The 14,531-nt window shown below is 58.5% G+C and carries 14 protein-coding genes, 1 pseudogene and 1 riboswitch; of the genes and pseudogenes, 11 read left to right on the top strand and 4 right to left on the bottom strand.

Annotated features, from left to right (window positions below; translation table 11 throughout):
• Positions 1-39: 39 nt before the first annotated feature.
• Both FHT97_RS18650 and FHT97_RS18645 read left to right on the top strand, forming a co-directional pair.
• Positions 40-978 carry a sugar ABC transporter permease gene (locus FHT97_RS18650; protein ID WP_183757070.1) on the top strand — a complete coding sequence of 313 codons (939 nt, stop codon included), beginning with the start codon at positions 40-42 and terminating at the stop codon, positions 976-978.
• On the top strand, positions 971-1,819 hold the full coding sequence (locus FHT97_RS18645) for a carbohydrate ABC transporter permease (protein WP_183757069.1): 849 nt from the start codon (positions 971-973) through the stop codon (positions 1,817-1,819). The genes FHT97_RS18650 and FHT97_RS18645 overlap by 8 nt, the downstream gene beginning before the upstream one ends.
• A 29-nt stretch (positions 1,820-1,848) precedes the next feature.
• Here FHT97_RS18645 and thiD read toward each other — a convergent pair whose 3' ends face one another.
• Genes thiD through thiM form a run of 3 tightly spaced genes read right to left on the bottom strand, consistent with a single transcriptional unit; the run spans position 1,849 to position 4,101 of the window.
• Complete coding sequence (gene thiD / locus FHT97_RS18640; protein WP_183757068.1) at positions 1,849-2,664, bottom strand: bifunctional hydroxymethylpyrimidine kinase/phosphomethylpyrimidine kinase; 816 nt, start codon at positions 2,662-2,664, stop codon at positions 1,849-1,851.
• A gap of 4 nt (positions 2,665-2,668) precedes the next feature.
• Positions 2,669-3,301 (bottom strand): thiamine phosphate synthase, encoded by a 633-nt coding sequence (gene thiE, locus FHT97_RS18635; protein WP_183863879.1) that lies wholly within the window; start codon positions 3,299-3,301, stop codon positions 2,669-2,671.
• Positions 3,298-4,101 carry a hydroxyethylthiazole kinase gene (thiM, locus tag FHT97_RS18630; RefSeq protein ID WP_183757066.1) on the bottom strand — a complete coding sequence of 268 codons (804 nt, stop codon included), beginning with the start codon at positions 4,099-4,101 and terminating at the stop codon, positions 3,298-3,300. The genes thiE and thiM overlap by 4 nt, the downstream gene beginning before the upstream one ends.
• Before the next feature lie 50 nt (positions 4,102-4,151).
• A riboswitch (TPP riboswitch) is annotated at positions 4,152-4,247 on the bottom strand.
• A gap of 346 nt (positions 4,248-4,593) precedes the next feature.
• On the opposite strand from thiM, the gene FHT97_RS18625 reads away from it, so the two are divergent.
• Complete coding sequence (locus tag FHT97_RS18625) at positions 4,594-5,145, top strand: hypothetical protein (RefSeq protein ID WP_183757065.1); 552 nt, start codon at positions 4,594-4,596, stop codon at positions 5,143-5,145.
• A gap of 960 nt (positions 5,146-6,105) precedes the next feature.
• Here the strand turns inward: FHT97_RS18625 and FHT97_RS18620 are convergent.
• Positions 6,106-6,990, bottom strand: a complete 885-nt coding sequence (locus FHT97_RS18620) for an MBL fold metallo-hydrolase (RefSeq protein ID WP_183757064.1) — start codon at positions 6,988-6,990, stop codon at positions 6,106-6,108.
• Between the two features lie 378 nt (positions 6,991-7,368).
• Here FHT97_RS18620 and pmtA point away from each other — a divergent pair.
• The 8 genes and pseudogenes from pmtA (at position 7,369) to panD (ending at position 14,499) form a co-directional block, all read left to right on the top strand.
• Positions 7,369-7,987: pseudogene (gene pmtA / locus FHT97_RS18615) on the top strand (phospholipid N-methyltransferase PmtA).
• A 115-nt stretch (positions 7,988-8,102) separates the two neighbouring features.
• Positions 8,103-8,726 (top strand): GntR family transcriptional regulator, encoded by a 624-nt coding sequence (locus tag FHT97_RS18610; RefSeq protein ID WP_183757161.1) that lies wholly within the window; start codon positions 8,103-8,105, stop codon positions 8,724-8,726.
• A gap of 199 nt (positions 8,727-8,925) precedes the next feature.
• On the top strand, positions 8,926-9,900 hold the full coding sequence (bioB, locus tag FHT97_RS18605) for a biotin synthase BioB (protein WP_183757063.1): 975 nt from the start codon (positions 8,926-8,928) through the stop codon (positions 9,898-9,900).
• Complete coding sequence (locus tag FHT97_RS18600; RefSeq protein WP_183757062.1) at positions 9,897-11,042, top strand: 8-amino-7-oxononanoate synthase; 1,146 nt, start codon at positions 9,897-9,899, stop codon at positions 11,040-11,042. The genes bioB and FHT97_RS18600 overlap by 4 nt, the downstream gene beginning before the upstream one ends.
• The gene (bioD, locus tag FHT97_RS18595) at positions 11,039-11,677 is read left to right on the top strand and encodes a dethiobiotin synthase (protein ID WP_183757061.1); all 639 of its coding nucleotides are present in this window, start codon (positions 11,039-11,041) and stop codon (positions 11,675-11,677) included. The genes FHT97_RS18600 and bioD overlap by 4 nt, the downstream gene beginning before the upstream one ends.
• Positions 11,674-12,942, top strand: a complete 1,269-nt coding sequence (locus tag FHT97_RS18590) for an adenosylmethionine--8-amino-7-oxononanoate transaminase (RefSeq protein ID WP_183757060.1) — start codon at positions 11,674-11,676, stop codon at positions 12,940-12,942. The genes bioD and FHT97_RS18590 overlap by 4 nt, the downstream gene beginning before the upstream one ends.
• Positions 12,939-13,928, top strand: a complete 990-nt coding sequence (locus FHT97_RS18585; RefSeq protein ID WP_246712672.1) for a beta-ketoacyl-ACP synthase III — start codon at positions 12,939-12,941, stop codon at positions 13,926-13,928. The genes FHT97_RS18590 and FHT97_RS18585 overlap by 4 nt, the downstream gene beginning before the upstream one ends.
• Positions 13,929-14,046: 118 nt before the next feature.
• Positions 14,047-14,499 carry an aspartate 1-decarboxylase gene (gene panD, locus FHT97_RS18580; protein WP_183757059.1) on the top strand — a complete coding sequence of 151 codons (453 nt, stop codon included), beginning with the start codon at positions 14,047-14,049 and terminating at the stop codon, positions 14,497-14,499.
• Positions 14,500-14,531: the final 32 nt, after the last annotated feature.

The following is a 14,531-nucleotide window of genomic DNA, read 5'->3' as shown; positions in this document are numbered from 1 at the left end:
CCGCGCCGCAATCAATCTGCATCAGAAGGATCTGCCGACATGACCACTATAAGCGCAACTGGCGTCATCCGTCAGCGCTCGGCTGTAAAATCATCGGCGCGCAGCAAGGATCCCAGCCTAGCGCGACGGCTGCCGGTCCTGCTCCTGTTTCTGCCTCCAGCCCTGTTGCTCTTTACGATATTCGTCATTCTCCCAATGGGCGAGGCAGCGTGGTACAGTCTCTACAAATGGGACGGCTACGGTTTGCCGACGCAGTTCGTTGGAATGCGGAACTTCGAGGTTCTGTTCAAAAACACTGCCTTCCTTACGGCTCTGAAAAACAATGCCCTGATCATCGTCGTTTCGATCCTGATCCAGATTCCGCTTGCCATCTGGCTGGCGATGATGCTGGCACACCGGATCGCCGGGGTGGTTCTTTTCCGTTTGATCTTCTTCCTGCCCTACGTCCTCGCCGAGGTTGCGGCCGGTCTCATCTGGCGCTTCGTCTATGACGGCGACTACGGATTGTTTGCCTCGGCGGCCCACCTCATCGGTGTCGAGACACCCTATGTCCTTGCGGACAAGGACCTGGCAATTTACGCAGTACTGGCCGTGGTCGTCTGGAAGTACTTCGGCTTCCACATGATGCTGTTCATCGCCGGACTGCAGTCGCTTGACAAGAGCGTGCTTGAGGCCGCCGAAATCGACGGCGCCAGCGGTTGGCAGCGGTTCCGCTATATCACGCTGCCACTGCTCGGCTCGACGGTCCGACTGTCCGTCTTCTTTGCCGTCGTTGGTTCACTACAGCTCTTCGACCTCATCATGCCGCTGACCGGCGGTGGGCCTTTCAACGCGACACAGACGATGGTCACCTTCCTGTTCAACTTTGGCGTCACGCGCATGCAGGTTGGCCTCGGGAGCGCCGTCGGTGTCGTCCTGTTCGTCATCTGCGTGACGCTCGCTTTCGGTTACAAACGGATATTTATGCGCAATGACTGACACGGCCTCAACCGCCCGGATTGCTACCGGCACGAAGATCTACCTCTACGTCTCGCTGACGCTCATTGCCGCGATCGTGCTGGTGCCGCTGTTGACGACAGCGCTTGGCGGCTTCAAGGATCTCGGCGATCTTCGCACCAACCCTTTCGGGTTGCCTGCCACATGGCATCCGGAGAACTACACCGACATTCTCTTCGGAGACCGCTACTGGCGGCAGATGATGAATTCTCTGATCATCGCGACGTTGACAGTTTGCCTGACCGTTTCAGTCTCTGCGATGGCCGCTTTCACCTTCGCACATGTGAAGTTTTTCGGTGCCGGCTTCTTGCTCAACTACTTCCTGATCGGCTTGATGTTTCCGGCAGCGACCGCAATCCTCCCTTTGTTTATACGAATCCGTGACCTGGGGCTGTTGAATTCCTACTGGGGCGTGGTCTTACCGCAGGTCTCTTTTGGGCTCGGCATGAGCATTCTCTTGTTCCGGAACTATTTTCGTAACCTTCCGGAAGAATTATTTCAGGCGGCTATCGTCGATGGCTGCGGATACATCCGCTTCTTCTGGCACATCTCTCTGCCCCTATCGCGGCCGATCATCGCGACCGTTAGTATCATCTCCTTCGTCGGTAGCTGGAACAGCTACATTCTGCCATTGATCATGCTGAATTCCGAGACGATGTATCCATGGCCCCTGGGGATCATGGTCTATCGCGGCGAGTTTGGCACTGCGTGGCAGCTTGTACTCGCCTTCATCACGCTGACGATCATGCCGACCATCGTCGTATTCTTCCTGGCCCAGAAGCATATCATTGCAGGGCTGACAGCGGGAGCGGTCAAATCCTGACGCCCCGCCACATGTCAATCGCCAGCGTCTCAACGGCTCTCAAGCAGAGGCCAGAACTGATGGAAATGCAGGACCGGACCATGCCCCGAGCCTACGCTTAACGATCCGGAATGCTCGATAGCACGCGCAAGGTAACCCTTTGCATTGGCAACCGCGTTGGGAAGCGTCGCACCCTTTGCGAGCTCTGCAGCCAGCGCGCTCGAGAGCGTGCAACCGGTGCCATGGGTATTCGCGGTCGCAATCCGGCTTGCTTCGAACCAATCCAGTCCCGCGTCCGACGCCAGGACATCCGGGCTTTCACCGCCAGAAAGATGACCGCCCTTGACGAGGACTGCTTGCGGGCCCATTGCCCTGAGGCGTCTTGCGTGATCCGCCATTTCCTCCCGTGACTGAGCCACGTCTTCACCAAGCAGTGCGGCAGCCTCTGGCAGGTTGGGCGTCAGCAGTGAGGCGAGCGGCAACAGGCGTCGCGTTATGACGTCAACAGCAGACAGGTCGAGGAGGGCGGCTCCACCCTTCGCCACCATGACCGGATCAAGAACGATCGGCACCTCCTCATGCTCCACAATCACATCGACTATGGCGGTGGCAATTTCCGCGTTGGCAATCATGCCAATCTTGATAGCGTCGACACGCACATCCGCGAACACAGCTCTGATCTGATCCGCAACGAATGCAGCGGGGACGAGATGTACGCCGGAGACACCCTGGGTGTTCTGCGCTGTCAGCGCGGTCAACACCGCCATCCCATAGACACCGCATGCAGAGAATGTCTTGAGATCGGCTTGGATTCCCGCGCCTCCCGAGGGATCTGAGCCGGCGATGGTGAGTATGTTGCGGATCATTGATTTACCTTATGCTTCTGATGTTCGAGGATATCCGACGGCTGGCGGCCTCAGGATCCGCAGATCCGCAGATTGCGGAGACGACAGCAATACACTTGGCTCCCGCCGCAAACACCTCACGCACATGGCCAGCCTTCAGTCCCCCAATCGCGACGGATGGAACGGGACAACACGTTATCAGGCAGGCAAGGCCATGAAAGCCAATTGGCTGCTTGTGGTCCGCCTTTGTCGGGGTCGCAAACACCGGGCCGATCCCGGCATAGTCGACAATTGTTGGATCTACCGCCTCTGCCAATGCCTGCGTTTCCACGGATAGTCCGAGGACCATGTCGGGCCCAATGCGGGCGCGTGCCAGGCGGACATCCATGTCGTCCTGACCGACATGGACGCCGTCTGCACCGACCGCGAGCGCAGCCTCGACGTCATCATTGACGATCAATCGCGCACCTGTGCCCGACAAGGCCATCTTCAGCGCGCGGCCCGTTTCGATGATTTGATCGGTGGCAGCTCGCTTGTCGCGCAACTGAACCACGGTCGCCCCGCCGGCAACTGCAGCAAGCGCTGTCGCCACGAGCCCGAAGGAAGCGCAAAGGTCTGGATCAAGGACAAGATAGAAAGAAAGATCGAGGTTCTTCATGCGCCCGCAACCTTTGCGCTGTGATCAAGACAAGGCCCATCAACCGTTGCCAGCGCGTCCAGGAACCGCCAGGAAAAAGAGCCCGGGCCCTGAGACCTGCTGGCCGCCAGTTCACCGGCAACAGCGAAAGTGGCAAGGGCCGCAACCGTCGCATCGAACGGCACGTCGGGTCGCGCAGCCGCAAATGCCCCGACAAGGCAGGTCAATGAGCAACCCAGTGCTGTCACCTGCGGCATCAATTCCGAGCCACCTTCGATGCGAACCGCGCGCTTCCCGTCAGTGATGAAGTCTACGGCGCCCGTTACCGCGACGATCGCACCGTGCCTGTCGGCAAGCAGCCGGGCAGAATACTCAGCGTGTTCGACGCCGTCCCCGCTGTCGACGCCCTTGCCTCGGTAAGCACCCCCGGCAAGAGCGATGATTTCGGAGGCATTGCCGCGGACGATGGTGGGACCGAGCTCGATGAGTCGGTCGGCAGCAGCACGGCGGAACGACGTTGCGTAATGGGCGACGGGGTCGAGAACCCATGGCTTGCCAGATTGCCTCGCGGCAATCGCAGCTGCCTCCATGCCACGCAGCCACCCGGATGATAGCGTACCTATGTTGATCGTTAGTGCCCCGGCAATCTTGGCAAACTCGGCGGTCTCCTCCTCTGCATGCACCATGGCAGGAGAGGCCCCGACTGCCAGAAGGACGTTGGCAGCAATGTTCATGGCAACGTAATTGGTGATGCAATGGACAAGTGGAACATGCTCTCGCAGCTCGTTCAGCAATGTCCCAGGTGGGATTTGAAACAGCATGGTTCGCCTTTCGATCGGGGAAGGAAGGCGCTGAGACCAATGCATTAAGCGAAGGATCCCGAGCGACTCCCTCCGCCGGCATTATCCGGTTCAGGTTCAAAGGGTACGTCTCAGCCAACCAGACGGTGGCGCCCCTGTCTCTCACGCCAAGCTTCTCGCAGAGAAGAGAGCGCCTGTCATCCCCTAAATGCACATGGCGAAACGAACACGAGAGACTGCCCGTAAACGGATGCGTCGGGCACTCCACCGCGGACTGTCTCAAAGTCTCACCGAAGCAGACATGCCAGCACCAAGCTCGCAGATATCGACCTGTCGGAGCTGCCACCGCGTGTTCGGCAACTGCGGGAAGGAAGAGTTGGTGTATATCGAGATCGCCCCTATGCAGTCTGCGCAACTGAATGCATTGACTTCTAACAGAACTGCATAGATTCAACGATTATTGAAAGACAGTCTTCTCATTCTGATGCCTCAACATGAGTGGAGATGCAATCAATGGCTAATTTCCTTGAAAAGTGGTCTACCAAGAAGGCAACCAAGCCGACTCCAGGTGCCAAAAACATCGTTGACGTATTTCGCGGACGAGTGGCTGAGCAGAAGGCCTATCTAGAGGAATACGAGCGCGACACATCTGGCTTTAGCAAGTGGCGTTCAACGTGGTTTCAGAAGGTACCGGGCGGGTTCGGCGTTACGGTCGGTCGAGACTCCGTCGATGCAGGCCACGGCCTGAGCTATGTCGTCGTCTCATCGACATCGGATGTAGCCGAGTTTCTCGATGACCTTGCCTATCACGCAGAGAACGACGTTGGCTTCCAGCAGGCGCTCGAACAGAACCGGCTTCGGCGGGTCGGGTTCCTGAATGCAGCCAAGTCGGCGGGTGCCAAGTCAATGGACAAACCGTCCAAGCCCGCTGCGACAGCAAGCTCTGCTACAACGAAGACAATCGTTTCCCGTGCGAAACCAGCCTCGAAGACGAAAGCAACAACCGCCCCGCAACCGGGCGCGGCAAGACGTGGACGCAAACCCAAATCTGACGCATCGGCCTAGACCACGAGCGTTGCAGGCCATACAAGTTGGCGGCGAATATCACCGCAAGGAAGCGGTTGCACGGGCTCGCACAGTGTGAGTTTCGTCAGTCGCCCTCATGATGCCTCCAGGGGCGAGCATGATACCATGGCATCGCGCACGCGCTGGATTCAATACTCCTCCAGGGAAGCGCGCTGTCCGGACGTGAAGGCGAAAGACACCAAGGCGTTAACGTCGAGTGGATCAATAGTTCCTTCCAGGAAGTGGCTTTGGGCTACTGTCGCAAAACGCCATGTTTCGGCGACCTCTCACCGTGCAAAAGACTCTCTGTTGTTCGAAGCTTTTCAAATCGAAAGACTGGCGACAAGAGGTGCGACTCGTGCACCTTTGCGCAGGGACACGGCCTGAAGCGATATACTCTTCTCGCCGAACGCGAGATCGACGCGCAGGACGCATTCCGTGAAGGTGGCCGTCCTTGTTGGGGATCACTAAATACGCCGAGTAACGCTATATAGCTCCATCTTCCGCCGGACCAGTCCGCACGATTCGACTTCAATGAGGTCCCGGCACATCTGACGCCCATGCTTCGGAATGGCATGCCTTTGTCTGGCGCCGGTTGTGACGATCCCTGAGTATCACTGCGCTCCGCACCCACAACTTTCGTTAGGAATATGGCGCATCCAAGGCTGCCCTTCGGCCCTGCCGTCAGATCGTCGAAGTGGGCGCAACCCACGTCCACGAGATCCAAATCACTGCAAAGGGTGCGTTTCTCCCAAGCGGCATCACTGTCACGTCCACGAATTTCGCAGCGTATTTTTTCGCCGAGGCGGGGTGTCCGCGACGTCCTCGACGGCTCTGTCTCAACTGTGAATGCCACCGCGCAACGGCGATCCGCCCTCAGTCTCGTTGAAGGGAACCATGCGTACCGCACGCGTCCATCAGCACGGCAGTCCGGAAGACATGCTGCCGCGTCTTTTGTTGCTATTTCATTTCCGGGACACCCGGCACCCACTTGAAGTGGTCGCCGTCGGCCTGGATGTGGCCGACACCTGGAAATGGTAAGTGTGGTGCAAAGACAAGCTGATCTGACTTCGCCAGCTTTTTCAAGGTCTCGATGCGGTTCTTCTCGGCGGCTTTTTGATCGTTGTCAAAGCCAACCGGCCATTCAGGCTTCACGAGCGAAATGATCGAGCTGTGCACCGTGTCACCGATGTCGAGCAGCGTTTCTTTGCCTGACGCGATTTCATAGCCCACATGCCCGGGCGTGTGACCCTTCAGTCCAACCGAGACGACTGCCGGCACGACCTTTGCACCTGGTTTGAACGTCTGCACGTGGCTATTGATGACCTTGATGATATCGGCGAGTTGTGTGTCCTTTTTGGCGAACGTCCATTCAGCCGAGGACATGCGGATCGTCGCCTTGGGGAAGGCAAGCTTCCCGTCTCTGACGAGACCGCCTATGTGATCAGGGTGCGAGTGCGTGATCAGGACGTCGGTGACGTCTTCCGACTTGATACCAGCCTGAGTGAGAGACTTCTCCAGTGCGCCACCCACCCCGGTGTCGACCAATATTACGCGCCCCGGCTCCTTAATGAGCAGCGCGTCGACGCTGAGGGTTACGGTGTCAGTTGGGACGCCTGCGGCCTTGAGGACGTCGCCAACTTCCCCAACTGTGTGGGAGACACCAAATATCTTGCCATCATTCGGCCGCACAAATTCAGCGTCGTGCAACGCCACGACCTCAAGAGCACCTATCCTGAAGGCTTTGAAGTCGGGTTGCTGAGGAGGCATCTGGGCGGAGGCGCCAGCAGCGACGGTAAGGGCTGCGAACGACGTCAAAGCGAATGAAGCTCTTGTCGAAGACATACCGAAGGTCCTTGTACTTGTGGCGGCAGATGTCTTGTACGTCTCATCACAGCTTTGGTCATCTCTCATTGTCGTGAACACAACATATCGGGACCGAGCAGCTTTGGTCGGCCGCAAGAAGAGTGTGGGACGACGGACGGCCTCGACCTGGCCGGCCGCCTCTAGTGGACGGCAATATTTCCTCCCATACGGGCGACGGTGGTCGCGCGGTCTCACTATCCTCGTGCGCTGGTCGAAGGCGAGGCGATTTTTTTGCCTTCTGCAGATTGGGTTGACGCGAGCATGACAAATTCGAACTGAAAACGCCGGTAAGAGACTTGCATTTGTCGATTTTGGAATATCTGTTCGCGATCACTAAAACACGAGCGGAGTCGAACAGTGAGCATACGGCAGCGGGTGAGTTTGAAGTTCAGGGATGAGATCGAGTTTTTGAGGGGATGGAAGCGCGACCGTACAGCGGTGGGCGCAACTACCCCAACCTCGGTTGCGACGGCCACGAAAATGGCGAGCATCATTTAGCCGGGCTCCGGACTTCCCGTACTGGAACTCGGACCGGGGACGGGGGTCACCACCAAGGCAATCCTGGAACGTGGTGTTCTCCCAAGGAATCTTATTTCGATCGAGTATTCGCAGGAATTCTGTCGCCATCTCCGCGAGCAGTTCCCTGCAGTCGACGTGCGATGTGGCGACGCCTTCGCCCTCGATCTTACGCTGGGAGCGCAGCGCAAAACCAAATTTGACTCTGTCATCTCAGCTATACCGCTTCTGCACTTGCCACCGGAGAAGCGGCGGGAACTCGTCCTCGACCTCCTCGAGCGCGTCCCGGCGGGCAGGCCGGTCGTCCAGATAACCTATGGCTTGCTGTCCCCCGTCGTCGCGCTGCCCGCGGGATACGAGGTCCGCCACCTCGCGTTCATGATGAGGAAACATTCCACCCGCGCAGCTTTGGATGTATGCGAAGAAGCAGGGGCAGAATAAATCGGGACCACCTCGCTAACGACGAACGACCTTCGGACCTTCACCGCTCGAGGCCGCACCACCAACTTCTCTTTTCAGTGGGTCAATAGTCAGGCACGCTCGACAGCGCGCCTGGCAGCTTTTATCTATAAATGATGACCGCTGCCACTGAGGACACAATTGCCAATCGCATTAGCCGCGTTCTCGCGGACCGCATCATTACAGGTGCACTTGAGCCTGGGAGCAAGCTGAGGCAGGACCACATCGCCGACGAGTTCGACACCAGTCACGTACCGGTGCGAGAAGCATTCCGCCGGCTCGAGGCCCAAGGGCTTGCCATTAGCGAGAGCCGCCGGGGCGTTCGCGTTGCAAGCTTTTCCCGGGCCGCCGTAGAGGAAGCCGCGCTGATGCGTTCGGTCCTCGAGGGACTGGCGTTGCGGCAAGCCGCGCCGAACTTGACGACATCCATCATGGACGAAGCAATGGCGGCGATGATTGCTGGTGATACCGCACGCGACGCGCGAACCTGGGACGAGGCAAATCGGCGCTTCCACCACCTGTTGCTGGCTCCAAGCAAAATGCCGCGATTGTTGGCAACAATCGATGATCTCCAGATGGTGGGTTCGCGCTACGCGTTTGCGACCTATGGCGCGGTATGGATCCCGCGGATCGACCTCGATCACCACTTGATCCTCGACCACCTTCGAAAAGGTGAAGTCAGTCAAGCCGTCGTCGTTCTTGAACGGCATGTGCAGCGGATAGGTCCCATTCAGCGCTGACTTGCGACGTGCGGGTTGTTAACCCCACCCTGGAACCATTGCTCTGGGCCTGGCCGGCTCAAGAACGCGCGCCTCAAATCCCGCTCAGGTTGATTTCGCACTGCCGAAATTCTTCGGCTGGTTTGTTGCACATAGTCGTCTCGTTTCATTTTATAGATAATTATGGATTCTATCTATCAATATCGAAGGGAGGCATCGCATGGAGCAGGCGGACGCGACGATCAGGGTAAAAATCGGTTACGACGAGGCTGGTGTTATCTATAATTTACCTTTCAACGATCTCGTTTTCCGCGCCCAGCAGATCCATCGCGAGACCTTTGATCCAAACGCAATTCAGATGAGCCGGCTTTTGTCCATCAAGACCGGTGGATGCGCCGAGGACTGCGGTTACTGCAGCCAATCAGCTCACTATCCGACGGGCCTCAAGGCCTCCAAGCTGATGGAGGTCGAGCGGGTCCTTGCTGCGGCACGTCAGGCTCGCGCCGGCGGAGCGACCCGTTATTGCATGGGTGCGGCGTGGCGCAGCCCGAAGGACCGAGACATGGACACGCTTGTGGCGATGGTCGAGGGCGTCAAGGCTCTTGGCATGGAGACCTGCATGACGCTCGGCATGCTCACTCCTGAGCAATCTGAGCGCCTAGCAGATGCCGGCCTGGACTATTACAACCATAACATCGACACCTCCGAACGTTTTTATCCCGAGGTCATCACCACCCGTACCTTTGAGGATCGGCTGGAGACCCTCGCCACCGTGCGAGATGCTGGTATCAAGGTCTGCGCAGGCGGTATTCTCGGAATGGGTGAAACCACTGCTGACCGGATTTCCATGCTTGTCACATTGGCCAACCTTCCGGAGCACCCGGAGAGTGTGCCAATCAACATGCTGATCCCAATCCCCGGCTCGAAGCTTGCCAATGCCGTAGCTGTCGATCCGATCGACTTCGTCCGCACCATCGCCCTTGCCCGCATCCTGATGCCGAAGTCCCATGTCCGCTTATCGGCAGGACGCACCGACATGAGCGATGAGATGCAGGCGCTCTGCTTCTTTGCCGGAGCCAATTCCATATTCGTCGGCGAGACACTTCTGACGGCAGACAATCCCGGTGAAGACAAGGACGCCATGCTGTTTCGGCGCCTAGGCCTGGAACCAATGCCACTGGAACATCGCCCTTGAGCGGGGTCGCGCTTGCCCGTTATGCGAAGACCATGGCCGGGTTGGAGCGCAAGTCGCGCATCCGTTCCGTAACCGTGGCATCGGGCATCGACTTTGCGTCGAACGACTATCTAGGGTTCGCCAATTCAGCTCGCCTGAAAGCGGCAATTAGGGCAGCGGTTGACCGGGGTGTTCCCGTGGGCGCCGGTGCCTCGCGGCTGCTCCGCGGTAATCACATCGAGCACGAGATGCTGGAAGCGGAAGCGGCACGGCTCTTCGGCGTGGAGAAGTCGCTATATTTCGCCAGCGGATATGCCGCGAATGCGGCGATCTTCTCCACCCTGCCTCTGCGCGACGACCTTGTCGTCTATGACGAACTGATCCACGCAAGTGCAATGGAGGGGATCTCAGCCAGCAAGGCAATCACCCGCGCCGTGCCCCACAACGATGCCTGTGCAGTCGAGCAGGCAATTCGGGAATGGCGGGACAAGGGAGGAAAGGGGGTTCCTTGGATCGGCGTTGAGAGTCTCTACTCGATGGATGGTGACAGGGCGCCGCTGCGTGAGTTGGCCGAACTTGCCCGGCGCCATGACGGTTTCCTTGTCGTCGATGAAGCGCATGCAACCGGTGTCTTCGGCCAAGAAGGTCGAGGCCTTGCCGCCAATCTCGGGGCGGGTAGTCATGTCCTGACGGTCCATACCTGCGGCAAGGCGCTGGGCGCTAGCGGGGCGCTCCTGGGGGGGCCGAAGATCCTCGTGGACTACCTTATCAATCGCGCCCGCAACTTCATCTACTCCACCGCGCCATCGCCGCTAATGGCAGCGGCGGTCCGTGAGGCGCTTCGTTTCCTGGCCGATGAGCCGGAGAGGCTGACCCGCCTGGAGAAACTCGTCGCCTTTGCCAGCGCACAACTGCAATCCCGACTAGCCAAGACGCCGAGCGGCTCGCAGATCATCCCGGTCTTGATTGGTGACAACGGACGCGCGGTCTCGATTGCCCGCCAGATGCAGGCCGAAGGATTTGATATTCGCGCAATCCGGCCACCGACGGTTCCCGAGGGTACGGCGCGGTTGCGGATCTCCATTACTCTGAATGTGGAGGAACAGCAGATTTCAGCAATGTTCGAACGGCTCTTCACGATCCTGAAGGAGAATGGGCAATGACGGCACACTTTGTCGTCTCCGGCACGGATACCGGCCTTGGCAAGACCGTATTTGCTGCTGCGCTCACAAATGCGTTGGGCGGTCATTACTGGAAGCCGGTGCAGTCAGGTCTCGATGGGGAAACGGATTCACAAACCGTGTCCCGATTGGGCGGCGTGCCTTCTGAACGCATCCTCCCTGAGGCCTACAAACTCTCGACACCTGCCTCGCCGCATCTTTCAGCCCGAATCGACGGAACTTCAATCGATCCGCGCAGGCTTGTCCCACCCGATGTCGATGGACCACTTGTGATCGAAGGGGCAGGGGGCCTCATGGTCCCGCTCTCTGAAAGTCTTGTGTTTGCCGATGTGTTTGCCGCTTGGCAGATTCCCGTCATCCTGTGCACGCGGACGACGCTTGGCACCATCAATCACACGCTGTTGTCCGTCGAAGCGATGCGCCATCGCGCGGTTCCGATCCTCGGCATCGCCTTTATCGGTAATGAAAACCTGGAAACCGAATCCATCATCAGCAAATTGAGCGGCACTCGGTCCCTCGGTCGATTGCCAATCCTGACGAGCTTGACAGCAACGGGTTTGAGGAGGGCGTTCCACGACAATTTTGATCTTTCCGCATTTGGAGAGGTCAGCCCATGACCCGATCGATTATCTGGCATCCGTTCACCCAGCATGCGCTGGAACCTCCGATGAAGCGCATCGTCTCCACGGAAGGAGCCTACCTCGTTGATGAGGATGGCAATCGAATTCTAGATGCCATCTCCTCATGGTGGGTGATCACCCACGGCCATCGACATCCGGCCATCATGCAGGCAATCCGCGCCGCGACCGAAGCGTATGATCAGATCATTTTTGCCGAGTATTCACATGAGCCAGCGCAACGTTTGGCGGAAGGATTGGTTGCTGTTGCGCCCCCCGGATTACGGCATGTCTTCTACTCCGACAGTGGTTCGACGTCTGTCGAAGTCGCCTTGAAGATGGCGCTCGGCTTTTACCACAACACGGGCGAAGCGCGCGATCGAATTGTCGTGATGGAACACGGCTACCACGGGGACACAATCGGCACCATGTCCGCCGGTGAACGCGGTGTCTTCAACGCTTCATACGCGCCGCTGCTCTTTGGAGTCGACCGAATACCGTTTCCGGAACCGGATCTCGAGCAGCGGGCGCTAGACGCCTTCGAGGCATTCTGCCGCACTGGCCGCATCGCGGCCATCTTGCTCGAGCCGCTGGTGCTGGGTGCGGGGGGCATGAAGACCTACACCCCCGAGGTCCTCAAGGCCCTCAGGGAAATCGCTCACCGCCACGGGTGTCTGGTCATCGCCGACGAAGTGATGACAGGTTGGGGCCGAACCGGAACAATGTTTGCGTGTCAGCAAGCGGATGTGTCACCCGATATTTTGTGCACCTCGAAAGGATTGACCGGAGGCGCCCTGCCACTGGCGGCAACGCTCTGCACATCCGATATATATGAGGCGCATCTGTCGACCGATCGGCGCAAGACATTCTTCCACTCGAGTTCCTATACCGCCAACCCCGTTGCCTGCGCCGCCGGTGTCGCAAATCTCGAGGTGTGGAAACACGAGGATGTAGGCTCCCGTATACAGAGATTGGGAAGTCTCCACCGTCAGCACTTGCCAAAGTTTGAGGATGACGACCGGTTCTCTGGGGTGAGACAGGCAGGTACCATCGTTGCGCTTGACCTGGATGTAACCGCCGCTGGCTATCTTGCAGAAGTCGGTCCGCGCATGCGGCGGCTCTTTCGCGAGCGTGGCTTTCTCATTCGTCCGCTTGGCAATGTCATCTACCTCATGCCGCCTTATTGCGTCAGCGCCCCAGAGCTCAGCCTCGTTTACGACGCGATCGACGAGGTTGCCACAATCATTCAGGGAGGATCGCGATGAGACCAGCAGCTTCCTCGCGTATGGCGGGTTTCGGGCATGCGGTACCCGGCCGGCGCGTCGACAGCACCGAAATCGAGGCAACGCTTGGGCTCGAACCGGGTTGGATCGAGCGCCGGACCGGTATTCGCAGCCGATATTGGGCAAGCGCTGGCGAGACGCTCAGTGCACTCGCAGCAGAAGCAGGCCGGATGGCACTCGAAAATTCAGGTGTCTCACCGGACGATGTCGCCTTGACCTTGCTAGCAACCTCGACGCCAGATCATCTGCTTCCGCCATCCGCGCCACTGCTCGCGTATCAGCTGGGGCTCACGAGATCCGGCGCGATCGATCTCGCCGGTGCCTGCTCGGGCTTTCTTTACGCGCTAACCCTGGCCGACGGATTCGTGCGCCTGCATGGTCGTTCGGTTCTGGTTGTGGCCGCCAATATTTTGTCCCGCCGCATCAATCCCAACGAGCGCGCCAGCGCCGTCCTGTTCGCCGATGCGGCCGGCGCGGTCGTCCTTTCACCTTCCGCCGAACCCGAAGCTGGACTGAGGGGGGTCGAACTCGCCTCCGATGGCAGTGGCTATGACCTGATCACCATTCCAGCGGGCGGGAGCAACCGCCCCTTTACGGGCAAAATAGCCGGAGAGGAGTTCCTGATGTCTATGAAGGACGGGAGAGAGGTTTTCTCGCGCGCCGTCGCAGTCATGACGCAATGCTCACGCGAGGCACTCGCGAGGGCCGGCCTGACGGCATCTGAGGTTGACCGGTTCGTTCCGCACCAGGCCAATGCCCGGATTTTCGATGCCGTTTGTAACGATCTTGGCATCGATCCATCGAAGACGGCGCGAACAATCGAGGCCTTCGGGAATTCGTCCGCCGCGACAATTCCCCTGTCACTGTCAATCGCCAATGCGACGAAACCATTTGTTCCCGGTGAATGCCTGCTTCTCGCCGCGGCCGGCGCGGGAATGATTGGCGGTGCCTGCGTATTGGTCACGTAGTCGATCAGGACAGGGCAAGGCCGCCCCATGCTAACCAGGTGATCATCATGACGCGCGTCGATCGACGTCATGCGCGACAGCAAGGCTGGCGCGGCGAGAGATAAAGAAAGGTTGGAATATGAGAAAAGTGGTCGCCGGCAAGCTGCACGGCATCTATGTGACAGAAGCGAACTTGAACTATCGTGGGTCGATCGCCCTCGATCCAGACCACTGCGAGGAGGCAGGTATCCTGCCGATGGAGTTTGTCGAGATCTGGAACAAAAACTCTGGAGCGCGAATATCCACATATGTCATTCTTGGCGAACGCGGCTCTCGATGCTGCATTTTGAATGGCGCGGCCGCTAGAACATGTCAGGCCGGCGACCAAATAATCATTTGCAATTCGATCTATCTTGGCGAGGCGGAGCTGACGTCCATCAAGCCGAAGATCCTAACCTTCGATGAAAACAACGTTGTCCGCGACAGGCTGAGTTACTCGGTGTCGCTGGATGAGAGGGGGCGCTATGCCTTCGATATTCGCGATGAGAATTCCAACCCTCTCCCAGTACCCACACTGGTGTCGGACCGGTAAGGCAAATGCCCACCCCAGCATCGCGCCTCGAA

It is taken from the genome of Rhizobium sp. BK399, assembly GCF_014194695.1.
Classification (GTDB): domain Bacteria; phylum Pseudomonadota; class Alphaproteobacteria; order Rhizobiales; family Rhizobiaceae; genus Rhizobium.
This window is presented reverse-complemented; position numbering and strand designations above follow the sequence as displayed.